A 24846-nucleotide genomic window follows, 5' to 3' on the forward strand; every position below is an offset into this window, starting at 1 on the left:
CCGGACCGACCCGAGCGGCCGGTCCGTACCCAGCATCAGGCGCGGGCGATACGCAGATCCGACAGCTGGACCGTGCCTGTGTACCGGGGCGGGAGATGACCGCCTGTGGTCGCGTTCTCTTCCAGGCGAAGCGGTGCGGAGGGTCCGTCGTCCCGCGCACTCTGTGCGAGCTCGCGCACCGCACGATGCTCGTCGAGCAGCTTCTGGGTGGGCACACCCAGGGTCTGCTGCAGCACTCTCTCGAGCGCCGCCCGACCCGATGCGACGACGCCCTGCGCCCGCCGGGCGGCAAGCGCCCGGCGCAGCTGCACCGCCACGAGGAACACCACCGATGCGGCCACCGCCGCCACGACGGCGAGCACACCGAGGACGGTCGTCCAGGTCTCGCCGACCGGTAGGAGGCCCATGGCGGCCAGCACCGTCGCGATCCCGAGCACCACGGCGACCAGCACGGAACCGAGCGCGAGCCTGCGGGTGAGCGGCTGCGTCGTCGGGCCGCGGGTGTCCAGGGTGACGCCCTGCAGCGCCGTCGAGACGGCGGCGGCCACCTCCGGCGCACCCGCGACGCTCGCCCCCAGCGACCGGCGCCAGCCGGACTTGAGCGACTCCCCCGCGCCGTTGAGCCAGCGCGCCCGCGACAGCGCTATCGAGTCCGGGTCGGGCGCACGGAACTCAGGCGAGCCGTACCCGTTGCGCACCGCGGCGCCGACCTGCGCCGCGACCGACTCCAGCCCCGCCGCCCGCGCCAGGGCGTCCACCTCGCGTTCGAGCACCGTGTCGATGTGCCAGGGCACCTCGGCCGGCGTCTGGCTCAGCAGCAGGGTCGCCGCGGCGTCCAGCTCGCCCGCTGCCCGGCCTGCCGAGACCGAGCGGCGCGCGACCGTCTGCTCGAGGAGCCCGCGCAGGTCGGCGATGCCGATGTCCGTCTTCGTCGACGCCGCGACCACCGGGACGTTCTCCAGACCGTCGTCCCGCAGCAGCCGCTTCACGTCGTTGACCAGGTTGTTCCGCTGCCCTACCGGCACCGTGTCGATCTGGTTGAGCACCACGACGGTCGAGGCCTGCATGCCCGACGAGTCACGCAGGTAGCCCGTGTGCAGGGCGTCGTCCGCGTACTTCTGGGGATCCACCACCCAGACGAGCAGGTCGACCAGCGGCAGCACCCTGTCCACCACGTCCCGGTGACCGGGCGCCACGGAGTCGTGGTCGGGCAGGTCCAGCAGCACCAGCCCGGCGAGGCTGGCGTCGTCCGCCGCGTCGAGCTCGCCGGACCGGTTGATGCGGCGCTCGCGCTCCACACCGAGCCAGTCGAGCAGCGGCGCGGCGTCGTCGCTCCACGAGCACGCCGTCACCTTGGCGGTGGTCGGGCGCTTCACGCCGACATCGGCGAACGTGAGGCGGGAGATCTTGTTGAACGTGCTCGACTTGCCCGAGCCGGTGCCGCCCGCGAGCGCCACGACCGTGTGGTCGACGCCGAGCGCGAGCCGTTCGCGCACGCCCGCGACGGAGCTCGCGACCTTGCCGAAGACCGAGTCGTCGAGGCGTGATCCCGCGATCTGCAAGGCGCGGCCGAGGTCCTCTGTGCGTGCGCCCAGTGTCGCGTCGTGGCTCGTCATGTCAGCCTCCTGAGCTCGGCCAGCCGGACGCGGAGCGGAGCGGCCGCGTCGTCGGCTAAGGCGGGGACGTCAAGGGCACTCTGGACAGAACGGGCCTCTTCCGCAACCGCTAGCGCCACCTTCTCGGCAAGTTCGCCCTGAAGTTCCTCGATGGCCTCGCCTGCGGTCTCGCCGAGGACCCGGTCGACGAGGTGTGCGGAGTCCTCGTTGCCGAGCGCTGTGGCGAGCAGCAGGGTGGCGAGGCCGGTGTCGCCGAACGCCTTGCGGGCGCCGGCCGCTCGGGCCGCGGCATCCGGTTCGGGGCTCTCGGCGGCGGTGACGTCCAGGCGGCCGACGATCTCGTCCGCCTGCCCGGACCACTCGGTGGCTGTCGCCTGGCCCCAGGCCAGGCGGTCCTTGGCACGGGCGGTGCTGTTCGGGAGGATCGTCTCCCCGGCAGGTGGTGCACCGGGGCCGGTCAGTGCGCCGCGCAGGCTCTCCTCGGTGCGGACGCCGGCTGCCACGAAGGCCCGGGCGGTGGTGGCCTCTACCTCCTCGCGCAGCCGGACGAGCGCTGCCTCGCGGGCCTTGCCCGCACGTTTGGTCGTTCGGGCGACGCCGTCGCGGACGGTGATGCGGGAGATGCGGTTGGTGCTGACGAGCTCGGTGAACCGTGCGGCGACGGTGCCCTCGCCCGCCGCACCGGACAGGACGGCGGTGCGGGCCGCCAGCTGCTCGTCCGGGACCACCGAGTTGACGGCGGTGCGCAGGTCGAACGCGGCGGTGCCCTGGTCCTCCACTGCTGCGACGAGCCCCATCACCCATTCGGGGAGGGCGCCGAGCGCGCCCTTGAGCGTGCGCAGGATGATCGTGCGTGAGCGCTCGGGGCCGGCCATCAGGCCGAGCCAGCGCTGGATGGGCGCCACCAGCTTCGGGTCGAGCAGCCCCTCGTGCGGTCCGACGTCGGGCACGATGAACAGCGGGACGTCCTTCATACCCCGCTCCTTCAACCGCGAGTTCAGGTCCGCGCGGATGGTCGCGAGCGTTTCCTTCGGTACCCGGTTGAGCACCATGGCGACGCTCGCGCCGCGCTCCTTGGCGCGGTCCAGGGCCTGCCACGGCAGCGCGTCGCCGTACCGGGCCGCGGTGGTGACGAAGAGCCAGAGGTCTGCCGCTTCGAGCAGCTGGTGGGCGGTGGAGCGGTTCTCCGACAGGAACGAGTCGAGGTCCGGCGCGTCCATCAGCGCGGTTCCGCGTGGCACGCCCTCGTGCTTGACCAGCCGGGCCAGCTCGGTGACGGGTCCGGGGGTGAGCGTGTCGACGTCTCGCGGGTGCACACCCACCACGGGCTCGCGGGTGGTGGGCCGCAGCACCCCGGCCTCGGACACCTCCTCGCGCAGGAGGCTGTTGAACAGGGTGGACTTGCCGGCTCCCGTGGAGCCCGCCAGGACGACGACGGCGGGGCTGGACAGCTCGGCGAGGCGCGGCAGCAGGTGTTCGTCGAGCTGCGCCAGGAGTCGTTCGCGGGAGGCTTCTGCTTCTTCGGCACTGTCGATGGGAAGGGGCAGGGTCGCGGCGGCGACGTCGCGGCGCAGATCTCTGACGACGTCGTGCACCGTGAAGCCGAGCTGCTCCGCAACGTTCGGGTCCACACCACCCCGACGGCCGAGCACTGCGGAGCGTGTTCCTGGAGTCACGGCTTCATCCTGATTGGTAAAGAACGTTCTGCCAAGCCGTGCAGGACTGTTGGTGTGCGGAGACACAGGGTTCGTCGTAGGTCGAGTCACCCAGGATCACGTGCCGACGTAGGTCCAGAAGGTTGGATGTTTGGGCCGAAGCACCCCACCTTCTCGGCTCGTTTCGTCCGCGGCAACTCGATGGTTGACATCATACGTCATACCTTTATAGGTTATCGCCGCCAGCTCTCAGAGCCGGCCGCGCGCGCTGACGACGTCCAACGGAGGACCGAGATGCCAGACGTGACCAGAAGGCAAGCCATCGAGCTCGGTGCCGAGATCCATTCGGATCACCGCCCTTCCGCAACCACCGAGCAAGGAGTGGAACGCCATGAACATTCGTAGGCGAGCAGCCGTGGCGGCGGTCGCCGCACTCGCGCTGGCCGCGTGCCTGGTGCCCGCCGCGCCGGCGCACACGGCGGGCCCGTGCACCTTCTACGTCTCCCCGTCGGGCAGCGACGGCAACGCCGGAACCTCGACGGATCGCCCCTGGGCGACCTTGGAAAAGGCCCGGGACCACATCCGACAGCACCGGCTCAACAAGGAGATGAGGGCCGACCTAGCCGTCTGCCTGCGTGGGGGCCGATATACGCGGACGGCCACCTTCAACCTGAACGAGACGGACTCGGGTTCCAACGGGTTCAAGGTCGCCTACCAGGCGTACCCAGGTGAGACGCCCGTCATCGACGGCGGGAAGGCCGTCACGGGATGGAAGCAGGTCACCGACCGGCCCTACCTCGTGGCCGACGTACCGGAGTCCGCGGGCTATGCCGACTACTTCCGGCAGCTCTACGTCGGTGACCGGCGAGCCCAGCAGGCGATGGGCAAGGGCATCGTGGGCAACGGCTTCTTCGACGAGGCATCGATCCCCAACCCGCCGGCCAACCCGGAGCGGCCGACCCGCTCCTACGACGGGGTGCAGTTCCCGGCGGGGAGCGTTCCGGCGTACACCAACGTCCGCGACATCCGGCTGCTGCACATCGCGATCGGCTTCAAGATCGACTACTTCCCCGTGGTGGACATCAGCACGAGTGGCGCCGACAAGCGCGTCCGCCTGGCGCAGCCGCACTTCCAGGCGCGGCTGAACCGCGACGACGGCTTCTCGCTGGACTACGACGACACGTTCTACGTGCTCAACGCGTTCGAGGAGCTGGACTCCCCCGGCGAGTGGTACCTGAACCGGGCGACGAACAAGGTGTACTACTACCCGCGGACCGGAGAGGACGTCAACCAGGCCGGGGCGTACGTGCCGGTGGTGGAGACGCTGGTCAACGTGGCCGGGTCCAGCCCGTCCGCGAAGGCGAGCGCGATCGCGTTCGACGGCATCACGTTCGAGCACGGCAACTGGCTGCTGCCTCGCGACCGGTTCATCGGCGGCTCGCAAGCGGAGGCGCAGTACGCGGACGACCCCTTCAAGGATCCGAACCAGGACGGCTACGGCGGCGAGGTGCCCGGTCAGATCAAGCTGACCAACAGCAGGGGCATCACCTTCACCAACAACACCGTACGCAAGATGGGCAGTGGCGGACTGCAGCTGCTGACCGGAGCCGAGGACGTCACCGTCACCGGCAACCTCTTCCACAACCTGACCGCCGCCGGCCTCATCGTGGGCCGGTGGATGGACGTGCACGTCAGCGGCGCCCAGCGCACCAAGAACGTGAGGATCAGCAACAACGTCGTGACCGACACCGGCGACGACTTCTTCCCGGCGACCGGGATCAGCCTGATGAACACCTACAACGTGGCCGTCACGCACAACCTCGTCTACGACACCGCATACAGCGGCTTCCATCAGCGCAAGGCGGAGGAGACCAGCCTCCTCGACGGGGTGGACGGGATCGGCAGGACGACGTTCAGTCACAACGAGGTGCACAACGCCACGTCCAAGGTGTCCTGGGGGGTGCACGACTCGGGGGCCGTCTACTCGTTCGGGTCATGGCCGGGCAGCGCGATCAGCCACAACTACGTGCACCACGGGACGTCGACCGCCAACTTCTACAGCGACAACCAGAGTCACCAGACCCGCTGGGACTACAACGTCGGCCTGGGCGGGCGGTTCGACTTCTCCCCGCGGTACCGCCGGCCCTTGTCGGTGTACGCGTCGCACAACTACACCGACTTCACTGACAACTGGCTCAACGGGGCCGTCTTCGACAGCGACGGGCCACCGCACGTGGTGACGGATGGTGCGTGGCCGGCCGAGGCGCGGACCATCATGAACCAGGCGGGCCTGGAACCGGCGTACGCCGGGCTCCGGTGGAGAGTGCCCAGGGTGAACCTGGCCGACTACTCGACCGTGTCGCAGCGCAGCGCCTGGGACAGCGGCCTCGGCAAGCTCTGGGACGGCGTCGCCGAGTCCGGCGAAGCCAGCTCCAACACGAACGAGTCCTGGGTGCAGTTCGATCTCGGCGCCGACTACGACCGGTTCGCCTTCACCATCCAGCAGGACAGCTGCTGCACGTGGATGGCAACAGACTGGAAGGTGCAGCGGTGGAGTGCCAGCCAGAACGGCTGGATCGACATCTTCCCCTACCAGGCGATCAGCACCACGGCGCCGGTCGTCTACCGGCCGCCGGCCGACGTCGCCACCACCGGCATCCGGCTCTACGTGCGTAACAGCAACCAGAACGGAAAGGTCGGCGTACAGGAGTTCAGCGCGACCGGCGTGCGGAAGTAGCGGCCGCAACAGCACGCGGCGGGAGTGCGGAGCGGGCGGGTGCACCGAGTCGGTGCGCCTGCCCGTTCGCCGCACAGCGCGGTACGCCCAGGCCGAGCAGACCGACACGCTCGTGCCGCGACCGGCGTCGCATATCCGTTTGGTGCCCCCGGCAGGATTCGAACCCGCGACCTAGTCATTAGAAGTGACCCGCTCTATCCAACTGAGCTACGGAGGCAAGCCTGCCGAGTTTAGCCCAGGTCGGGCGGGTCTTGACCATAACAATTCACGCACCAGGCAGTCGGGCCGCCAGGTCGGCCGGCGGTACGTCAGCGTCCACCAGGTGGCCGCGGTGGGCGACGTACTGTCCGGCCGGATGCCGTGCCGCGGGACAATGGCACTCGACCTGCTGAAGGAGCCCTCGTGACCGACCTCTTCGACGTCTGCACCGACCTCACGGTCTCCGGAGGCCCGGTGCGGCTGTACCGGGCCGGCGAGTCGGGGCCGCCGCTCCTGCTGCTCCACGGCGCCATGCTCGACACGGCCCGGGGCGTGTGGCGTCGCGTGGCACAAGCGCTGGCGACCGACTACCGCGTGCACGTCATCGACCTGCCCCGGCACGGCGGCAGCCGCCCCTGGCGCGGCGTGCTCGACGACGCCTTCTACCGTCGCTTCCTCGACGACCTGCTGGACGTCCTGGACCTGCCGCAGACGGCGATCATCGGGCTCTCGATGGGTGGCGGCATCGCCACCGGTTACGCGTTGGACCACCCCGAGCGGGTCAGCTCCCTGATCGCCGTCGGGCCCGGAGGGATCGGCGCCCGACGGCGGGCGCAGCTCCTCACCTGGCTGTTCCTGCGCACTCCCGGCTCCATGCGGCTGACCAGCCGGTACCTCGCCAGGCGTCCGGAGCTGGTCCGGCGGTCGATGATCACCAGCCTCACCGCCGGCGCGGACACCCCCGACTTCGAGGACATCGTCCGTCTGGCCGTCGAGGAAGCCAGGGCCAAGGACCAGCACGGCGAACCAGGGCTCGACGACTGGCAGACCCAGGCCTACGGGCCGTTCTCGATGCGGCTGAATCTCCTGCCCGACCTGCCGAGGCTGACCGTCCCGACGCTGTGGGTCCGGGGCGACCAGGACACGCTCGTGGGGGAAGCCGAGCTGTCGGCTGCGGCCGCGGCGGCTCCCGGCTCGCGCCTGGTCACCGTCGCGAACGCCGGGCACATCGTCACCTACGACCAGCCCGAGGAGTTCACCAGGCTGGCCCGGGAGTTCCTTGCCTCGACGCTCGACCCGCGCCCTTAGCCAGCGCCTTGCCCCGGGGACGGCGACCCCGGTCCGGCGGTGGGCTCGGCGATATGGTTGCGCCGACGAGCGCCGGAAGCCCGGTCGGCGCGCCTGACGGAGGAGACCGACCGACGTGCTCGATCTGCAAGGTGCGTACCTCGACCTCACCACGCCCCATGTCGCCGACGCGATGGTGCGCCTCGGTGTTCCCGTCCGGCAGGCGCCAGCGGACGTCCGTCCGCTGTGGGAGGGCGCGCGCGTCGTCGGCCGCGCCTGCCCGGCCCGGCACGTCGGCAGCGTGGACGTGTTCCTCGAAGCGATCGAGCTGGCCGAGCCCGGCGACGTGCTCGTGGTCGACAACGCGGCCCGCACGGACGAGGCCTGCGTCGGAGACCTCATCACCCTCGAGGTCCAGTGCGCCGGACTCGGCGGGATAGTGATCTGGGGGCTGCACCGCGACTCCCGCGACCTGCGCACGATCCACCTGCCGGTGTTCAGCCAGGGCGCCGTCCCCGCCGGGCCGCAGCGTCTCGACGCACTGCCAGCGGATGCCCTGACCGCCGCGCGGTTCGGTGACCACACGGTCACCGGCGACGACCTCGTGCTCGGCGACGACGACGGCGTCCTGTTCCTGCCCCTCGATCGCGCCGCCGAGATCGCAGAGCTCGCAGCCACCATCCGCGACACCGAGCGCCGCCAGGCGATACGCATGAACCTCGGCACCAGCCTCCGCGAGCAGACCCGGTTCACCGAGTACCTCGCAGCTCGCGACCGCGACGGCACGACCTTCCGCCAGCACCTCCGTGCCATCGGTGGCGCCATCGAGGAGTAAGCGGGGCACAACCGCCAGCCGGACGGCCCGCCGGCCGGTGAGTGTCAGACCTGCCCCGTAGCCTTCCCGCATGCCTTCCGGACCGACCGAGCTCTCGCCCGCAGCCGCGCGCCGGCTTCGCCTGCGCACGCAGGGCCTCACCTTGCCCGACGGCGGCGCGGGTACCCCGGACCGGTCCCCCGCCGACGTCGTCCGCCGGATGGTCGCGCTCCAGGGCCAGGACCTGCCGGCAGTGCTGCGGGCGATCGCGGTCCGGTCCCGCCAGGGCACCACGCTGGACGACGTCCGCGCGGCGTTCGACGCCGGCGAGCTCGTGCGCGGGTGGACCCAGCGCGGCACCCTCTTCGCGACCACACCGGGCGACCTCACCGCGCTCCTCTCGCTCACCGGCGCACGCATGCTCCGGGCCGGCCGGAAGACCCGCGAGGCCGAGGGCCTGGACGACGACGTGGTGGCCCGCGCCGAGGCGGTAGCCCTCGAGGCGCTCAGGGCGTCCCCCGCCGACGGCGGCATCTCGCGCACCGCGATGGTCGACCTGTGGCAGCAGGCGGGGGTACCCATCGAGGGGCAGCGCGGCTATCACCTGATCGCCACCCTCGGGGTCCAGGGCGTGCTGCACTGGGGGCCGTTCGCGGGGGCACAGCAGCTGATGGTCGAGTCACCGGGCGGCGGGTTCGGCGACGTCCCGGCCGAGGAACCGGACACGGTGCTGCGCCGCATCGCGCGCTCATACTTCGCCAGCCGCGGGCCCGCCACCACCGAAGATCTCGCGTGGTGGCTCGGCCTGCCCAAGGTCCCGGTGCGCACCGCCGTCGCCGAGCTGCGTGCGGAACGGCAGGAGGCCGTCGCCGAGGTGGTCGTCGACGGGAAGGTGCTGCTCGTCGGGCAGGCGCCGGGCGGCCCTGGCGCCGATCCGGCACCCGGTCCCGGAACCGGCACCGATCTCGCCGAACCGTCCGGCGTGGTGCTCGCGCCGGGGTTCGACGAGATCGTCCTGGGCTACCAGGACCGCGGGCTGGTCGCGGACGCCGAGGCGATGCGCACCGTCGTCCCGTTCGTCAACGGGATCTTCCGGCCGGCGGTCCTCCTGGACGGGCGTGTGGTCGGGACCTGGCGCCGCGCGCCCAAGTCGGGCGAGGCGCCGTTCGAGCTCGTGCCGGGAATCCAGGCAGACACCCGCGCCGCGGTAGAGGCCGCGGTGGCCGCCTGGCACCTGGGCTGACGTTCGCGACCGTCACTGCTGACGGCCGTAGGCCCGCACGGCGAGCGGGCAGAACACGACGAACAGCGCCGCGCACCAGATGAGCGTCGTGGTGACCGTGTCGCCGGCCGGGGCGCCGTTGAGCAGAGCCCGGCAGGCGTCCATGACCTGGGTGACAGGATTGATCTCCGCCCAGGACCGCAGCCAGCCGGGCAGTGTCTCGACGGGAGCGGCGAGGCTGGAACCGAGCTGCAGCGGCAGGAAGCTGATGAAGCTGATCGCCAGGACGGTCTCGGCGCTCCGGACCAGGACACCGACGAACACGATGACCCAGCTCAGACAGAAGCCGAACAGGATGGCCAGGCCGGCCGCGGCGAGGGCACCCGTGAGCCCGCCGTGCACGCGGAAGCCGAGCAGCACGCCGATGGCGAAGAGGATCCCGACGGCGAGCAGGTAGCGGACGATGTCGGCGAGCACGGAGCCGAGCAGAGGAGCCAGCCGGCTGATCGGCAGGCTCCGGAACCGGTCGGTCACACCGTTCTTGAGGTCGAGGTTGATGGCGCTGCCCGTCGAGACCATCCCGGCGAGCCCCGCGCCCATGACGAGGATGCCGGGGAAGAGGTACTGGAGGTAGGCGGTGGTGGAACCGGCGACCGAACCGCCGAAGAGGTACACGAACAGCACCATGAACAGGGCAGGGGTGACCACCCCGTTGATGACCGGACCAGGGTTGCGGGTCGTCTTGGCGAGGCTGCGGCCGGCGAGCACGAGGCTGTGCCGCATCCACGCCATCGGCCGAGCAGGCGACGGGCCGACGGCGGCGGGCAGGGCGGGCGTGGTGGTGGTCATCAGGCGGCCTTCGTCGGTTCGTGGTCGGTGGCAGGTGTGCCGGTCAGGGTGAGGAACACCTCGTCGAGGCTGGGGAGCCGCAGCGACAGCTCCGAGACGCCGATGTGGTGCTCGCGCAGGCGGGCGGTGATCTCGAAGAAGGCCTCGTCGCCCGTCACCGGCACCACGAGCTCGTGCCGGGTGGAGCGCTCCGGCGCCCGGCCCGCGACGTCGGCCAGGATCATGGCGGCCGCGTCCGTCTCGGCCGGGTCGTCGGGCCGGACCGTGATGGTGTGCCCGCCGACCTGGCTCTTGAGCTCCGCCGGAGTGCCGGAGGCGATGACCCGGCCGTGGTCGATGACCGCTATGGCGTCCGCGAGGGCGTCCGCCTCCTCGAGGTACTGGGTGGTGAGGAGGACGGTGACGCCGTCGGCGCTCAGCCCCCGGATCATCTGCCACAGCTCGTCCCGCTTGCCGGGGTCCAGCCCGACCGAGGGCTCGTCCAGGAAGACGACCTCGGGATGTCCAACCAGGCTCGCCGCGAGGTCGAGCCGCCGGCGCATGCCGCCGGAGTAGCCCGCGACGGGCCGCTTCGCCGCCTCGTCGAGGCCGAAGCGGGCGAGCAGCTCCGTCGCACGCCGGACCGCCTGGGCGCGAGGCAGGTCCAGCAGCCGCCCGATCATGACGAGGTTGGCCGAGCCGGTCAGCTCCTCGTCCACGCTGGTGTGCTGACCCGACAGCGCGATCCGCCGTCGGACCTCCCCCGCACGCCGCACGACGTCGAGCCCGGCCACCGACGCGCGCCCGCTGTCCGGGCGCAGCAGCGTCGCCAGGATCCGGATCATCGTCGTCTTGCCCGCACCGTTGGGGCCCAGCAGGCCCAGCACCTGGCCGCGCGGGACAGCCAGGCTGACCCCGTCGAGCGCGGCCACCTTGCCGAATCTCTTGGTCAGCCCTTCGGCCTCGAACCCTAGCCCTGTCACTGGCGGCACCCTTCGCTCAATTTCAGATGATGTGATCATCTGGATTTCCAGAGTATCTTAAGCTCATGGTTCGAGGAAGGGAGCGCCGGTGGTCCGACTGACCCGGGTCGAGCAGCAGGAGCGCACCCGCAAGACGGTCCTGGCCGCCGCACGGGAGGAGTTCGTCGAGCACGGCTACGCACTGGCGAAGATCGACCGGATCGCCGAGCGGGCGGAGCTGACCCGCGGCGCGGTGTACTCGAACTTCCCGGGTAAGCGTGCGCTGTACCTTGCGGTGCTGGTAGCGCTGGTCGAAGGTGTGGAGGCCGCCGGTCCCCCACGGCCACCCGGCTCGCTCGCCGAAGCGCTGGGCGGGTTCGCGCGGACCTGGCTGGAGCGCCTCCCCCTGGCCGACGACACGGCGTCGGGGGGCCGCCTGCAGCTGCGGTCGCTCGCCGGCGTCGTCGATGACGAGCAGGGCAGGACCGTGCTGGCTCAGCTCGCCCGGCTGGAAGCGCTGCTGCTTGCCGTCGGGCTGGAGTCCTGCGGGCCGGACAGCCGGCTGGATGAGGTGGCGACCCGCCGGGTACGCCTGGCCGAGCTGGTGCTGACGATGCTGGGCGGCTCGGCGTCGCTGGCCGAGATGGCGCCGGGGTTCGGCGACCCGTTCGACCGGGCGCGCGCGTGCGAGCACCTGGCCGGGGTCGATCTGGACGACGCCTGGGCGCCGCCCTACCTACCGCATGTCGAGCCCGCCGAGCCGGTACGAGACACGTGGAGCCCGCCGAGCGAGCTGGTGGACGAGATCGCGGGCGGCGCCGTCGACCTCGGCGCCGACGGGCTGGTCGCGGTGCTCGGCGCTCACCGGCTGGGTGCGGCCGAGGAGGTAGTTCGTTCCGTCCTGCCCGGCGAGCAGGCGACGGTGGTCGTCGTCATGAGCGATCCTGCCGAGACCTCGAACCTTGTCCGGCTCCGGGTCGGCGATCTCGCCCGGAGCCTGCACCGGGTCTTCGGGCCGGCGCCCTGGCGGCACGTCCGGCTCGTCATCGACGACGGTGCGGTGGCGGCGTCGGCCACCGGCCTGACCGGCGTCGACGACGACACGCAGGCGGCCGTGCGCATCCGGAACGGTCTGATCACCGCCCGCGCCCAGGGGCTGGGCGCCGCGTACGCGGTAGCGATGGCGGATGCGGAAGCGATCGCCGGCACGGGCACGGCCACCGAGCATGCGCGCGGTCAGGCGCCGTCGGCCCGTGTGAAGTAGGTGGCGCTCTCCGCGTCCGCCGGGTAGTACGACTCGACGGCGACCTCGGCCAGGGTGATGTCCATGGGCGTGCCGAACGTGGTGATCGTCGAGAAGAGCCGCAGCTCGCGCCCGCGACCGCGGCAAACACTGCTGCCATGACCACGGAGAGCATGCAGGTCGAGATCAAACACATGCTGGCCGACGGCGACCACGTCGTCCTGCGCTCGCGCCGCCGGCTCCCTTCCGGGCCGGAGATCACGGTCGTCGACATCATGCGGTTCGAGGACGGGCTGATCGCCGAGGCCTGGGAGACCATCGAACCGACGTCGGAGGCGGCGAGCCACCTGACCTGGTGGGCACCCAAGCGAGAGGCCGCGGAATGACCATGCAGTTGCTGCCAAGATCCAGCCAGCCTGGCAGCAGGTGCATGGTCATTCGTGCGGTCGGCCGCAACAGAGCGGCGCCCCGACTGAAGACGCGTCAAGATGGAGCATGCTGCTCGCCGAGGTCGCCGCCACGTCCGACGCCGTCGCCGCCACGCGCTCGCGCCTCGCCAAGCGTGCGGCCATCGCCGACCTGCTGCGCCGTACGGCTGCGGGCAACCAGGCCGAGTCCGGGGACGGCGGGGGCGGCACGGCGGGCACCGACACCGCCGCCGACCTCGAGATAGTCGTCTCCTACCTCGCCGGCGCACTCCGCCAGCGGCGCACCGGTCTCGGTTACGCGGCGCTGCGCGACCTGCCACCCCCTGCGGCGACGGCAACGCTCACCGTGCGCGCCGTCGACGCCGCCTTCGCCGAGATGGCAGCCCTCGAAGGCCCTGGTTCCGCCCAGGCCCGCTCCACCGCAGCCGGGGAGCTCTTCGGCGCCGCCACCGAGCGCGAGCAGGCGTTCCTCCGCGGCCTGGTCGCCGGCGAGCTGCGCCAGGGCGCGCTCGACTCGGTGGTGGTCGACGCCGTCGCGGAGGCCGCGGGCACCCCCGCCGACGCCGTCCGGCGCGCCGTCATGATGCGCGGCGCAACCGGCCCGGTCGCGAGCGCCGCCCTCCTCGCGGAGGACCCGCTCGCGGTGCTTGCGGCTTTCGCGCTCGAGGTCGGGCGGCCGGTGCGGCCGATGCTCGCCGCGTCAGCGCCGGACATCGCGGCTGCCTTCGAGAAGCTCCGCGCCGGCGATGCTCCCGAGGGCGGCCCGGAGCTCTGCGTCGACGTCAAGCTCGACGGCATCCGCATCCAGGTGCACCGGCTCGGCGACGACGTGCGCGTCGTCACGCGGTCCCTGGACGACATCACCGAGCGCGTGCCCGAGATCGTCGAGGTGGTGCGCGCGCTCCCGTCGGACCGCCTGGTGCTCGACGGCGAGGCCCTGGCCGTCGGGGAGGACGGCGTGCCCAGGCCGTTCCAGGAGACCGCCGCGCGGTCCGCGACCAAGGAGACGACGTCGGAGGCGGAGCTGGCCGCCCAGCTGCAGCTCACCCCGTTCTTCTTCGACGTGCTGCACGCCGACGGGCGCGACCTGGTCGACGCCCCGCTCCGCGAGCGCCTCACCGTGCTCGACGAGATCGCCGGGCCGCATACGGTGCGCCGGCTGGTCACGTCGGACCCGGAGGCCGCCGCCGAGTTCTTCGCGGGGGCACTGCGCGAGGGTCAGGAGGGTGTGGTGGTCAAGTCGCTCGACGCGCCCTACGCGGCCGGACGCCGGGGCGCGGGCTGGGTGAAGGTCAAGCCGCGCCAGACCCTCGACCTCGTGGTGCTCGCGGTCGAGCGGGGCTCGGGCCGCCGGCAGGGCTGGCTCTCCAACATCCACCTCGGTGCGCGCGACCCGGAGGGCGGGTTCGTGATGCTGGGCAAGACGTTCAAGGGCATGACCGACGAGATGCTGGAGTGGCAGACCGCGCGCTTCACCGAGCTCAGGACCGACGACGACGGCTGGGTGGTGACCGTCCGGCCGGAGCAGGTCGTGGAGATCGCGTTCGACGGGCTGCAGCGCTCCACCCGCTATCCGGGTGGGCTCGCGCTGCGTTTCGCGCGGGTGCTGCGCTACCGCGACGACAAGAGCGCCGCCGAGGCCGACACCATCGAGGCGGTGCGGGCTCTCGCGGGCTTCTGACCAGCGGGTAGCCCTCCACGAGTCCTAGCCAGCTTCTCGACATACGCGCACATATCGGGCAAGGTTTGGCCGGAACCAGGAACCTGTACCCGACCCAGACGGGGACTCGATGAGCTCGACCATGATCGCCGGCATCGCCGGCATCGGCGACACCGTCAGCGGTGAGCCCGCCCACCGGCCCTTGAAGCTCGACGACCCGGCCACCGTCATGTCCATCACGGAGGTGACCGCGTCGCCCGACGCGGCAGCCGTGCACGCGCGACTTCGCGAGGAGTGGGGGGACGTCGCCCCCGTCGGGCTGGAGCCCGGCACCCGCGCGTGGCTCGTGACGGAGTACCGGACCATCGTCGCGATGGCCCGCGGCCAGTTCCCCCTCGCGACGACTACCGGGACCTGGAACGGCCACGAGCAGCTGGGACCCGACGCGAACTCGCTGCTGCTCCGCCCGCTCGCGCCGGTCAGCCGGCCGACGGTCGAACAAGCCGAGGGAGGCACGCACGGCAGGCTCCGTACCCCGCTCGACGAGGTCCTCGGCGTGATCGACGACGCAGAGGTCGCCCGGACCACCCGCGACAGGTGCGAGGAGCTGATCGACAGGTTCGCCGCGACGGGCGTCGCCGACCTGGTGCGCGAGTACGTCGCGCCGATGCCGCACCTGACACTGGGCGCGCTCCTCGGGTTCGACGCCGCGACCGCGAAGCAGGTGTTCGAGATCGCCACGCTCCCGGCGTCGGAACGCTACGCCGCGGCGACCGTGCACGAGGTGAGCTTCCTGCTCAACGGGCAGACGGCGGCCCGCCGCCCGGACGGCACGCCCACTCCTGCCGGCCGGCTCGCCCGGCACGCCGCCTACGAGAGCACCGCCGAGGCGGCGCTCGGCATCGTGTCGCTCACCGCCACCGCGGCCCTCGGGCTGCAGGCCTGGCTGGCACAGACGCTCTACCTCTCCCTGACCGACGCACAGTTCGCCAGGCGGCTCGCGGGCGGACGGCTCGGGACCGACGAGGCACTCGACGAGGTGCTGTGGAGCGCGCCGCCCGTGAGCTCGCTGGCGCCCCGGATCGCCGTCGAGGACTTCCTGCTGGACGGCAAGCTCGTGCAGAGCGGCGACGCGATGCTGCTCGCGGTAGGCGCCGTCGGCTCGGATCCGAGCATCCGCGGCGAGGGTCCGTGGGACGGCTCCGGCAGCGGCGCCCACCTCGCCTTCGGGGTAGGCGCCCACGCGTGCCCCGCGCCGCACCTCGCCCGGTTGATAGTCCGCACCGCGGCCGAGACGCTGCACCGCCGCCTCACACCCGCTCTCGCGCTGCGTACGGACGAGCTCCGGTGGGCACCCGACTTCCGTTTCCGTCTGCTGGAGGCGCTCCCGGTCGCCTTCCGCCCAGAGCAGGACTCCGCACTCGAAGGGACATCGTGAGCAGCAACACCCGAGCCTCCAAGGTTCTCAACACCGTCCTCGCCCCCGCCATCCGTGGGCGGGAGGACCCAGCGGGCGCCTGGGCGAAGGCCGCCGCCGACGTCGAGAAGGAGGCCGGCATCCAGGACCGCGAGCTCGCCGAAGGTCTCGGCAGGGTGTTCGGGAGCATCGCCGAGGAGCCCCGGCTGACGCCCGTCGGCTGGTTCTTCGCACTTGGCACGATCAAGGAGCGCTACGCCAACCGGCTGCGCATCAAGAGCCTGATCGCCGAACGCCCGGAGATCGCCGCCGAGCAGATCGTCAACCCGGTGTTCGTGCTCGGGCTGCCGCGGACCGCGACCACCCTCGCCCACAAGGTGCTCGCCGCGTCGCCCGACCACCGCGGGCCGCTCGCCTGGGAGATGCAGCACACGACTCTTGCCGACCCGGCAGTCGCCAAGCGGGAGATCAAGAAGTTCAACCAGAGCGCGCAGATGCTCACGAAGGTCTTCGCGCCAGGGCTGAAGCACATCCACCCGCTCAACGCGGAGAACCCTGAGGAGTCGCTGCTGCTCATGCCGCACGGCACCTTCTGGCCGCTGTTCCACGGCAGCATGCCCTCGTACCGTGCCTGGTACGCGCAGCGCAGCGCGGCGGAGCTGGCCACCGACTACGAGTGCCTGAAGCAGGGCCTGCAGGTGCTGCAGCACGGACGCCCGGCCAAGCGGTGGGTCGTCAAGTACCCGGCGCACCTGAACGACATGACGGTGATCCGGAAGGTGTTCCCGGACGCCACGTTCGTGTGGACGCACCGTGACCCGGGCACCGTCGTCGGCTCGGCGTGCAGCCTCGTGGAGACGCTGTGGGCGCCGTACCAGAAGGACCCGGACCCGCTCGAGGTCGGAAACCTCATCATGGACTCCATGGTCACCTGGGTGAACAACGCCCTGGAGTCGCGGCTCAGCCTGCCGCCGTCGGCCATCGTGGACGTGCCGTACCACGCGCTGAGCGCCGACCCGCACACCGAGGTGCCGCGGCTGTACTCGGCGATCGGGGCCACCTGGACGGTGAGCGACCAGGCGAAGCTCGACCAGGTGCTCGCCCGGCCGGCGGGGTCGAAGCCGCACCAGTACGACATGCGGCGCTACGGGCTGGAGCCGGAGCAGGTGGACGCGGCCTTCGCGCCCTACCTGCGCCTGCTGAACACCTTCGACGTGCTGGACGCCAAGCCCAGGATCGAGATGTAGCGCAGGCCGGTCAGTCCCTGCCGGTTCCCCGGACGGCGATCGGCGCGGCCTCCCGCAGCAGCCGCACGTAAGGATGCTGCGGGTCGTCGAAGACGGTCGCCGCCGGGCCGGACCCGACGATGTGGCCCTCCTGCATGACGGCGACGTCGTCGCTCATGTGCAGCGCGACCCCGAGGTCGTGCGTGATCAGGAGGTAGGCGAGGTTCCGCTCGCGCTGGAGCCGGTCGAGCAGGTCGAGCACCTGCGCCTGGACGGAGACATCGAGCGCGGAGACCGGCTCGTCCAGGATCAGCACCCGGGGGTCGGCCGCGAGCGCCCGCGCGACGGCGACACGCTGCCGCTGGCCGCCCGAGAGATGCAGCGGACGGCGGGTGGCCACCGCCGGATCGAGGCCCACCGTGTCGAGCAGCTCCGCGATCTCGTTGCGGACCGGTCCCGGCCGGGTCGTCCGGCCGCGGGTGAGGGCGTCGGCGAGGACCGTACCGACGGTCCAGCGCGGGTCGAACGAGCTGAGGGCGTCCTGGAACACGGCGCCGACGAGCGGACGGCGCGCGCGCCGCCGGGCCTCGGGGAGAGGGATCCAGGGCTCGCCGAGCAGCGTGACCTCGCCGGCGTCGGGCCGCTCCAGCCCGAGGAGGAGCCGGGCGGTGGTGGACTTGCCCGAACCGGACTCCCCGACCAGCCCGAGGGTCCGCCCCGCGCGGAGGGTGAACGAGACGTCGTCGGCGGCGACGATCTCCCGCCCGCCGACCTGGAACGTCCGCGCGAGCCCCCGGGCCTCGAGGAGGGTGTCGCCGAACGTAGGCCTGGTCGCTCCACGAGCGCCCGCGCCGCCGAACGTAGGCTTCGTCGGCCTGTCAGCGGCTATGCCGCGACCACTCGTACGTTCGACGCCGCCTGCTGGGCCGGCAGCCGCCGACAGCGGGGCGCCCCGGGGGACGCCCGCCGGGACGGCGGACACCAGCTTGCGGGTGTACGGGTGCCGGGGGCGCTCGAAGACCTCCGCCGGGGTGCCCTCCTCGACCACGGCACCGTCTGTCATCACGAGCACCCGGTCGGCGATGCCCAGCACCACCGACAGGTCGTGGCTGATGAGCAGCACGCCGGTGCCGTCGTCGCGCAGCTGCCCCAGGAGCCGGAGCACGCCGGCCTGGACCGGCTGGTCCAGCGCGGTGGTCGGCTCGTCGGCGATGACCAGCCGCGGCTCGCCCGCGATCCCCGCGGCGATCAGGGCGCGCTGCCGCTGGCCGCCGGAGAGCTGGCCGGGGCGCTGGCGGGCCCGCAGCTCGGCGTCGGGCAGACCTACACGCTCCAGGAGCTCGATGGTGCGCGCGCGGCGCGCGGCGGCGTCGAGCCCGGTGTGCAGGGCGAGCGTGTCGCCGATCTCGCGCCCGACGGGTCGCAGCGGGTCCAGGGAGACGAGCGCGTCCTGCGCGATCAGGCCGACTGTCCCGCCGCGTAACGCGCGCAGACGCCGGCCGGACAGCGAGAGCACGTCCTGCCCGGCGACCGTGAGCTCCGCGGCGGTGACCCGGGCGCCCTCCCCCGCGAGGCCCACGATGCTGCGCGCGGTGACGCTCTTGCCCGAGCCCGACTCGCCGACGATGGCGACGCACTCGCCGGCCGCCACCTGGAAGCTGACGCCGTCGACGACGCGCCGGCCCGTCCCACCGCGCTCCGGGAACGTGACGGCGAGGTCCTCGACGTTCAGCACCGGCTGGTTCGGCCCGGTCATCCGGCGCTCCTGTTCCGCTTCTGGATGCCGCGTCCGATGACGGTGGCGGCGGCAGCGCCGGCGACGATCGCAAGGCCGGGGAAGAACGTCATCCACCAGAAGTTCGCGATGTAGGTGCGGCCCGCTGCGAGCATCGCGCCCCACTCCGCGGCGGGCGGCACTGCGCCGAGGCCGAGGTAGCTCAGCGAGGACACCCAGATGACCGCCTGCCCGAGCCCGAGGGTCGCGAGCACGAACAGCGCGGCGGTCACGTTCGGCAGGATGTGCCGGACGACGATCCAGAGCCGGCCGCGCCCCAGCACGCGGGCGGCCTCGACGAACTCGGCGGACGCCGTCCGCCGCACCTGGGACCGGATGATCCGCGCGTAGCCGGGCGCGGCGGCCAGGCCGACGGCGATCGTCGAGCTCAGCACGCCCGGCCCCGTCACCACGATGAACAGCAGCCCGAGCAGCAGACCGGGGAACGCGAAGAGCACCTCGACGAGCCGCGTGGTGCCGAAGTCGAGCCAGCGCGGGCCGAGGCCGGCCGCGAAGCCGAGGACGGTCGCGAGGCCTATGCCTATCGCCGTCGCGAGGACGCCGATCCGCAGCGACTCCGCGGCCCCGTGGATCACCCGGGTGTAGATGTCGCGGCCCGACTCGTCGGTCCCGAAGAGGTGCGCGAGCGACGGCGGCTGGAAGGCTTCGCTGCGCGCGACGGCGAGCGGGTCGCCCGGGGCGAGCAGGTTCGGCCAGAGCGCCGCGACGAGCAGGAGCAGGAGGACCAGTCCGGCGAGGGCCTCGGCGACCGTGGGGCGGAACGCGCTCACTCGGTCACCGCCCGTCCGCGCGGGTCGATGGCCCGGTCGGCGAGGTCGGTCACGAGGGTCATCACCGTGTACGCGAGCGCCACGACGAGCACTATGCCGGTCACGAGCGTGACGTCCCGCAGCTGGACCGCCGACAGGAGACTGCGGCCGAGGCCCTGGCGGGCGAACACCGACTCGACGACGACCGCCCCGCTGATCAGCGACCCGAAGGCCCAGCCGGACAGTCCTACGGCGGGGATCGCGGCGTGCCGCAGCGTGTGCCGCCAGAAGATCCGGACCTCGCTCTCGCCGCGGGCGCGCGCCGTCGTGACGAACGGTGACTCCATGGCGGTCAGCAGGGACTCGCGCATGACCTGGCCGAGGAACCCGGCCAGCGGGATCGCCATCGTCAGCGCGGGCAGCACGATGCCCAGCGGCCCCGGCACGCTGACCGGCGGCAGGATCCCGAGGGTGAGGCTGAAGAACAGGATCAGTACCGTCGCGAGCCAGAAGTGCGGCACGGCCGCCGCGACGAGCTCCAGGCCCGACCCGATGGCCCAGGCGACCCGGCCGCCCCGCACGCTCCAGGCGGCCAGCGCGCACGCGAGCACCCAGGCGAGCACGAGGGAGCACAGGGCCAGGCTGAGCGTGGCGCCGAACTGCTCCCCTATCGCCGTCGCCACCGGCTTGTGCAGGGAGTACGACTGGCCGAGGTCGCCGGTCACGAGCCTGCCGAGGTAGGTCAGGTACTGCACGACGAGCGGCTGGTCGAGGCCGTACTCGCGGCGTACCTGCTCCAGCGCCTCCGGCCCGGCCTGTGAGCCGGGCCCGCCGAGGATCGCCTCGGCGGGGTCGCCGGGGACCAGCCGGAGCGCGAAGAACGTGATGGTCGCGGCGGCCCAGAGCACGAACACGACCCCACCGGCACGCAGGAGGAGCCAGCGCCGGTTGCCCGGCACCGGCCTCCTGCGTGCCCCGGTGGTGGGGACGGGAAGCGTCAAGACGTCAGCCAGGCCTCGGTGAAGGTCGGCGTCGAGACCGTGGGCATCGCCCGCAGGCCCTGCACCGTCGACGAGTACAGGAAGTGGTTCTGCTGGTCGTACAGCGGCAGGATGTAGTAGCCCTCGAGGATGATCCGCTGGGCCTGCTCGTACAGGCTCTTGCGGTCGTCGGGGTTGCTCGTCGCGGAGGCGCGGGTGAGCAGGTCGTCGAGCGCGGGGTCGTCCACCTGGGCGAGGTTCGCGAAGTAGCCGCTCGGCGCGGGCTCGATGCTCGCCGAGTGGTACAGGATCCGCAGCACGTCCGGGCCGACCTTCGTGTACGGGGCGCTGACCAGGTTGTAGTCGTTCTCGGCGAGGGCGCCGTACCAGCTGGACAGGTCGAGCGGGTGGAGCCGCACCTCGAAGCCCGCGGCCTTGGCATCCGCCTGGATCTGCTCGAACAGGGACTGCTCGGCGGGGATCGACTGGTTGGTGCTCACCGGGAAGTCGAGGGTGAGGCGCTCGCCGTCCTTGACGCGGTAGCCGTCGGCGTCGCGCTCGGCCCAGCCCGCCTCGTCGAGCAGGGTGGCCGCGGCGTTGATGTCGACGGTGAAGAGGTCTGGCTCGCTCAGGCCGAGCGGCTCGACGCCGGACAGCGGCGAGTACGAACGCTCGGCGGTCCCGAAGAACAGGCCCTCGATGCCCGAGTCGACGTTCGAGGAGCGAATGAACGCCTCGCGGACACGCTCGTCGTCGAACGGCGCCTTGCCCGAGTTGAGCTCTATCCGGTTCGAGGCGCCGGGACGGGGTGCATCCAGCTCCTTGATGGTGCCGCTGGTCTCGGCGGACTGGATGGTGTCCGGCTGCGCGTTGTCGATGACCTGCACCTCACCGGACTGGAGCGCGGCGTAGCGGCTCGCGGAGTCGGGGATGAACCGCCACACGATCGACTCGAGGTACGGGAGGCCGGTGCCCTCGACGTCGGCCGGCGGAGAGCTGTAGTCGTCGTTCCGCACGAGGGTCACCGAGTCCTGGCGCTCCCACGCGTCGACGACGAACGGGCCGGTGCCGACCGGCGACGCGCAGTTCTCCTCCTGGCTGCGCTCCAGGGCCTTGGGCGACTCCATGGCCACCCAGATCTGCGACAGCGACTCCAGCAGCGCGCTGTCTGGCGTGGTCAGCTCCAGCCGGACGAGGTGGTCGTCCACGGCCACCACGTTCTTGATCTTCGCCAGGGCGAGGTAACCGGTCGACGACGCAGTCGCCGGGTCCTGCACGTGCGCGATGTTGGCGGCCACCGCCTCGGCGTCGAACGGCGTGCCGTCGGTGAACTCGACGTCCTCGCGGAGCGTGAACTCCCAGCTCAGGCCGTCGTCGCTCTCCTGCCACTCGGTGGCGAGCCACGGAATGACCTCGCCGCTGTCGGAGAGCGAGACGAGCGACTCCAGGTACTGCGTTGCGATCAGCGCCTGCGGGTAGTTGCCGCCGACGTGCGGGTCGAGGCACGAGGGCTCCGCGTCACCCGAGGCGTAGGTGAGGGTCCCGCCCGCGACGGGTTCGCCGACGGGTTCCTCCGGCGTCCCTCCCCCGGGCGAGCAGGCGGCGAGCAGGAGAGCGACCGTGGCCGTGACGACGACGACGGCACGCGGGCGGGAGAACCGACGCAAGGGCATGGCTACGTGTGCATCCTGTCTGGAAGGTGTTCCGAACGACTGCGTTCATGCTCCCAAACTGTGCGCCCGGCCGGACGTATTCCGTCCTCGGACGCCGAGTGGGGAGCGCCACACCCGAAGCCCACCGGGTGAGGTCCGACGGGGGCGGGAACTCTCACTGTCGCCCTCTCGTTCTCACCCCGCACCCAGGCGTTTTCCTCCCGGCGAGAGCGGCTCCCCGCATATACTCGCCGGGTTCGGACGCCCTATCACGAGGAGCACCGATGACCGAGCCGATGCCGCTTCAACCGCCTGCTCCCGCAGCCGACGCCCTCGTGCTGAGCGCGCCCGACCCGGTCCAGGCCGTCGCGGCCACGCAGGCCCCGAAGATGGCTCCCAAGGTGGACCCCGCCGTCGCGCCCGCGCTCGACCAGAAGGTGGCCACCTACCTCGACGGGCTGCTGAGCGCCGACACCAAGAGCCCCGAGTTCGCCAAGCGCGCCGACGACGTGCGCACCATGGGCGACCAGGAGATCCGGCAGGCCGCAGACTCCAGCAACCGGCTGCTCGCCACGCCCGTCCGGGCGCTCAAGGAGGGCGGCCTCGCCGACGGTTCCAAGGTGGGCCAGACCCTCCTGGAGCTGCGCCGCACGGTCGAGGACCTTGACCCGTCCGAGGCCAGCGTCGGGCGCAAGATCCTCGGCATCATCCCGTTCGGCGACAAGCTGCAGGACTACTTCCGCCGCTACGAGTCCGCACAGGGTCAGCTCAACGCCATCATCCAGGCCCTCTACAACGGGCAGGACGAGCTCCGCAAGGACAACGCGGCGCTCAACCTGGAGAAGCAGAACCTCTGGGACACGATGGCCCGACTGAACCAGTACATCTACGTGGCCGAGCGCCTCGACGCACAGCTCTCCGCGAAGATCGCCGAGCTCCAGATCGCCGAGCCCGAGCGGGCCAAGGCACTGTCCGAGGACGTCCTGTTCTACGTGCGCCAGAAGCACCAGGACCTGCTCACGCAGCTCGCGGTCTCGATCCAGGGCTACCTCGCGATCGACATCATCATCAAGAACAACGTAGAGCTCACCAAGGGCGTCGACCGCGCCACGACGACGACGGTCTCCGCGCTGCGCACCGCCGTCATCGTGGCGCAGGCGCTCGCGAACCAGAAGCTCGTGCTCGACCAGATCGGCGCGCTGAACACGACGACGTCGAACATGATCGCCTCGACCTCCAAGATGCTCGCCGACCAGTCGGCGACCATCCAGGAGCAGGCCGCGAGCTCGACCGTCGGCATCGAGCAGCTGCAGTCCGCGTTCGCGAACATCTACGCCACCATGGACTCGATCAGCGACTTCAAGGTCCGGGCGCTCGACTCGATGTCGCAGACCATCGGCGTGCTCCAGACCGAGACCACCAAGGCCTCCCAGTACGTGGAGCGGGCACGACGCACCAACACCGACGGCGTGGCGAGCGGTTCTCTCGACCTCACCACCCCGTGACCGCGGGCTCGGAGGCAGGCATGAGCTGGTGGCGGCGACTCCTCGGCGGGCGCACCGGGCGCACCGAAGAAGAGGCGCGGTCCGTCTCCATCCCGGCCCCGCCCACCACCGAGCAGATAGTGACGTCCGTCGACGCCGTCCTGGCCCGCACGTCCGGCAAGGCGCCGGCCGCCGTCACCGCCCGGGTGCAGCGCGTCGCCGAGACCGTGCACGAGATGGCGCCCCGCCTGGACCGGCTCGGCGCCGGCTCCCAGCAGGCGCACACCGTCGTCGCCACCGCGACGAGCTACCTGCCCGAGGCGGTCGACGCCTACCTGCGCCTCCCCCGCGACTTCGCCGACCGGCGCGTCGTGGACCGCGGCAAGACGTCGCTCATGATCCTGTGCGACCAGCTCGACCTCCTGGGCGCCACCATCGACAAGATCTCCGACGCCGTCTCCCGCGCCGACGCCGTGGCCCTCGTCGCGCACGGCCGCTTCCTCGAGGAAAAGTTCGGCACGCCGTCAACCCTGAACCTCCCGAGCACAGCACCCGGCTCGCTGCCGGCCCCCGGAGCACCAGGCCAGGGCCCGGCATCGGGCCCCGCTCCCCTGGAAGCACCATGACCACGACGGCGCTAGCCGCCGCCCTGGACGCTCTAGCCGCAACAGCCACCGCCGCCAACCTGAGCGCCGCTGCCGCACGCACCGAGGCCGAACGCCTGGCGGCAGCAGTAGCCGAGTCCTCTCCAGGCGCCCCCACGGACTGGCTCAAGGCAACGTCCCATCCGACGTCGAGCAGCAGCCTCCAACCCTTCTTCGATGCCGCGGTAAGCGCCCGCCGCTGGCGCGGCGCCCCAACAGACCTCCTCACGGACCTCATCACCAGCAACTCCCCCCACGCACAGCAGTACGCAGAGGCCCTGGCAGCAGTGGTAGACGCCGCAGCCACCCTCGGCGACCCCAGCATCAGCGCCATAGCCGCAGCAGAAGGCACCAAGGCAGTCCACCGCAGCGCGGCAGCAGGCCGCGACAGGGCAACGCAGCCCTCGACGCCACACCCCCTGCCACCCCTGCCAACCACCCCCCACCTGGACACGAAGCCCCCCACCC

The 24846-nt window shown here is 71.7% G+C and carries 19 protein-coding genes and 1 tRNA gene; 11 read left to right on the forward strand and 9 right to left on the reverse strand.

Annotation, left to right across the window (positions count from 1 at the left end):
* Positions 1-35: 35 nt before the first annotated feature.
* Together AB0F70_RS21490 and AB0F70_RS21495 are read right to left on the reverse strand one after the other, a co-directional pair.
* Positions 36-1616 carry an ABC transporter gene (locus tag AB0F70_RS21490; protein ID WP_357453020.1) on the reverse strand — a complete coding sequence of 527 codons (1581 nt, stop codon included), beginning with the start codon at positions 1614-1616 and terminating at the stop codon, positions 36-38.
* On the reverse strand, positions 1613-3292 hold the full coding sequence (locus AB0F70_RS21495; RefSeq protein ID WP_357453023.1) for a GTPase: 1680 nt from the start codon (positions 3290-3292) through the stop codon (positions 1613-1615). Before AB0F70_RS21495 ends, AB0F70_RS21490 begins: the two co-directional genes overlap by 4 nt.
* 370 nt (positions 3293-3662) lie before the next feature.
* On the opposite strand from AB0F70_RS21495, the gene AB0F70_RS21500 reads away from it, so the two are divergent.
* Entirely contained in the window at positions 3663-6008 is a 2346-nt protein-coding gene (locus AB0F70_RS21500; RefSeq protein ID WP_357453026.1) for a right-handed parallel beta-helix repeat-containing protein, read from the forward strand.
* Between the two features lie 140 nt (positions 6009-6148).
* Here the strand turns inward: AB0F70_RS21500 and AB0F70_RS21505 are convergent.
* Positions 6149-6225 (reverse strand) — tRNA-Arg (locus AB0F70_RS21505).
* A gap of 185 nt (positions 6226-6410) precedes the next feature.
* On the opposite strand from AB0F70_RS21505, the gene AB0F70_RS21510 reads away from it, so the two are divergent.
* The 3 genes from AB0F70_RS21510 to AB0F70_RS21520 all read left to right on the forward strand — a co-directional run bounded on the left by AB0F70_RS21510 (position 6411) and on the right by AB0F70_RS21520 (position 9331).
* Positions 6411-7295: an alpha/beta hydrolase gene (locus tag AB0F70_RS21510; protein WP_357453029.1), complete on the forward strand. Its 885-nt coding sequence runs from the start codon at positions 6411-6413 to the stop codon at positions 7293-7295.
* Between the two features lie 115 nt (positions 7296-7410).
* Positions 7411-8109 (forward strand): RraA family protein, encoded by a 699-nt coding sequence (locus tag AB0F70_RS21515; RefSeq protein WP_357453032.1) that lies wholly within the window; start codon positions 7411-7413, stop codon positions 8107-8109.
* 70 nt (positions 8110-8179) lie between these two features.
* Positions 8180-9331, forward strand: a complete 1152-nt coding sequence (locus tag AB0F70_RS21520) for a winged helix DNA-binding domain-containing protein (protein ID WP_357453035.1) — start codon at positions 8180-8182, stop codon at positions 9329-9331.
* 12 nt (positions 9332-9343) lie between these two features.
* Here AB0F70_RS21520 and AB0F70_RS21525 read toward each other — a convergent pair whose 3' ends face one another.
* Together AB0F70_RS21525 and AB0F70_RS21530 are read right to left on the reverse strand one after the other, a co-directional pair.
* Positions 9344-10159, reverse strand: coding sequence for an ABC transporter permease (locus AB0F70_RS21525; protein WP_357453039.1), 816 nt, complete (start codon positions 10157-10159; stop codon positions 9344-9346).
* Entirely contained in the window at positions 10159-11121 is a 963-nt protein-coding gene (locus AB0F70_RS21530; RefSeq protein WP_357453042.1) for an ATP-binding cassette domain-containing protein, read from the reverse strand. Before AB0F70_RS21530 ends, AB0F70_RS21525 begins: the two co-directional genes overlap by 1 nt.
* Positions 11122-11209: 88 nt before the next feature.
* Between AB0F70_RS21530 and AB0F70_RS21535 the strand changes: the two genes are divergently transcribed.
* The 5 genes from AB0F70_RS21535 to AB0F70_RS21555 all read left to right on the forward strand — a co-directional run bounded on the left by AB0F70_RS21535 (position 11210) and on the right by AB0F70_RS21555 (position 17095).
* On the forward strand, positions 11210-12364 hold the full coding sequence (locus tag AB0F70_RS21535) for a TetR/AcrR family transcriptional regulator (protein ID WP_357453045.1): 1155 nt from the start codon (positions 11210-11212) through the stop codon (positions 12362-12364).
* Between the two features lie 137 nt (positions 12365-12501).
* A complete protein-coding gene (locus AB0F70_RS21540) occupies positions 12502-12729 on the forward strand; it encodes a nuclear transport factor 2 family protein (protein WP_357453048.1) in 228 nt (75 codons plus the stop codon).
* A 109-nt stretch (positions 12730-12838) separates the two neighbouring features.
* On the forward strand, positions 12839-14452 hold the full coding sequence (locus AB0F70_RS21545) for an ATP-dependent DNA ligase (protein WP_357453052.1): 1614 nt from the start codon (positions 12839-12841) through the stop codon (positions 14450-14452).
* Positions 14453-14561: 109 nt separating this feature from the next.
* A complete protein-coding gene (locus AB0F70_RS21550; protein WP_357453055.1) occupies positions 14562-15869 on the forward strand; it encodes a hypothetical protein in 1308 nt (435 codons plus the stop codon).
* The gene (locus AB0F70_RS21555; RefSeq protein ID WP_357453058.1) at positions 15866-17095 is read left to right on the forward strand and encodes a sulfotransferase; all 1230 of its coding nucleotides are present in this window, start codon (positions 15866-15868) and stop codon (positions 17093-17095) included. Before AB0F70_RS21550 ends, AB0F70_RS21555 begins: the two co-directional genes overlap by 4 nt.
* Before the next feature lie 10 nt (positions 17096-17105).
* Here the strand turns inward: AB0F70_RS21555 and AB0F70_RS21560 are convergent, their stop codons facing one another.
* Genes AB0F70_RS21560 through AB0F70_RS21575 form a run of 4 tightly spaced genes read right to left on the reverse strand, consistent with a single transcriptional unit; the run spans position 17106 to position 22271 of the window.
* A complete protein-coding gene (locus AB0F70_RS21560) occupies positions 17106-18830 on the reverse strand; it encodes an ABC transporter ATP-binding protein (RefSeq protein WP_357453061.1) in 1725 nt (574 codons plus the stop codon).
* Positions 18827-19639, reverse strand: a complete 813-nt coding sequence (locus tag AB0F70_RS21565) for an ABC transporter permease (RefSeq protein WP_357453067.1) — start codon at positions 19637-19639, stop codon at positions 18827-18829. The genes AB0F70_RS21560 and AB0F70_RS21565 overlap by 4 nt, the downstream gene beginning before the upstream one ends.
* A complete protein-coding gene (locus AB0F70_RS21570) occupies positions 19636-20577 on the reverse strand; it encodes an ABC transporter permease (protein WP_357453213.1) in 942 nt (313 codons plus the stop codon). Before AB0F70_RS21570 ends, AB0F70_RS21565 begins: the two co-directional genes overlap by 4 nt.
* A gap of 38 nt (positions 20578-20615) precedes the next feature.
* Positions 20616-22271 carry an ABC transporter substrate-binding protein gene (locus AB0F70_RS21575; RefSeq protein WP_357453069.1) on the reverse strand — a complete coding sequence of 552 codons (1656 nt, stop codon included), beginning with the start codon at positions 22269-22271 and terminating at the stop codon, positions 20616-20618.
* 263 nt (positions 22272-22534) lie between these two features.
* Between AB0F70_RS21575 and AB0F70_RS21580 the strand changes: the two genes are divergently transcribed.
* Together AB0F70_RS21580 and AB0F70_RS21585 are read left to right on the forward strand one after the other, a co-directional pair.
* Positions 22535-23755: a toxic anion resistance protein gene (locus AB0F70_RS21580; protein WP_357453072.1), complete on the forward strand. Its 1221-nt coding sequence runs from the start codon at positions 22535-22537 to the stop codon at positions 23753-23755.
* Positions 23756-23775: 20 nt separating this feature from the next.
* Positions 23776-24360 (forward strand): hypothetical protein, encoded by a 585-nt coding sequence (locus AB0F70_RS21585; RefSeq protein WP_357453075.1) that lies wholly within the window; start codon positions 23776-23778, stop codon positions 24358-24360.
* Positions 24361-24846: the final 486 nt, after the last annotated feature.

This window comes from Promicromonospora sp. NPDC023805 (assembly GCF_040639635.1).
Classification (GTDB): domain Bacteria; phylum Actinomycetota; class Actinomycetes; order Actinomycetales; family Cellulomonadaceae; genus Promicromonospora.

Coding starts and splice junctions, on each gene's coding strand:
- AB0F70_RS21500 (WP_357453026.1), top strand. CDS start 3,663: ATGAACATTCGTAGGCGAGCAGCCGTGGCGGCGGTCGCCGCACTCGCG.
- AB0F70_RS21550 (WP_357453055.1), top strand. CDS start 14,562: ATGAGCTCGACCATGATCGCCGGCATCGCCGGCATCGGCGACACCGTC.
- AB0F70_RS21545 (WP_357453052.1), top strand. CDS start 12,839: ATGCTGCTCGCCGAGGTCGCCGCCACGTCCGACGCCGTCGCCGCCACG.
- AB0F70_RS21585 (WP_357453075.1), top strand. CDS start 23,776: ATGAGCTGGTGGCGGCGACTCCTCGGCGGGCGCACCGGGCGCACCGAA.
- AB0F70_RS21540 (WP_357453048.1), top strand. CDS start 12,502: ATGACCACGGAGAGCATGCAGGTCGAGATCAAACACATGCTGGCCGAC.
- AB0F70_RS21490 (WP_357453020.1), bottom strand. CDS start 1,616: ATGACGAGCCACGACGCGACACTGGGCGCACGCACAGAGGACCTCGGC.
- AB0F70_RS21520 (WP_357453035.1), top strand. CDS start 8,180: ATGCCTTCCGGACCGACCGAGCTCTCGCCCGCAGCCGCGCGCCGGCTT.
- AB0F70_RS21525 (WP_357453039.1), bottom strand. CDS start 10,159: ATGACCACCACCACGCCCGCCCTGCCCGCCGCCGTCGGCCCGTCGCCT.
- AB0F70_RS21580 (WP_357453072.1), top strand. CDS start 22,535: ATGACCGAGCCGATGCCGCTTCAACCGCCTGCTCCCGCAGCCGACGCC.
- AB0F70_RS21560 (WP_357453061.1), bottom strand. CDS start 18,830: ATGACCGGGCCGAACCAGCCGGTGCTGAACGTCGAGGACCTCGCCGTC.
- AB0F70_RS21575 (WP_357453069.1), bottom strand. CDS start 22,271: ATGCCCTTGCGTCGGTTCTCCCGCCCGCGTGCCGTCGTCGTCGTCACG.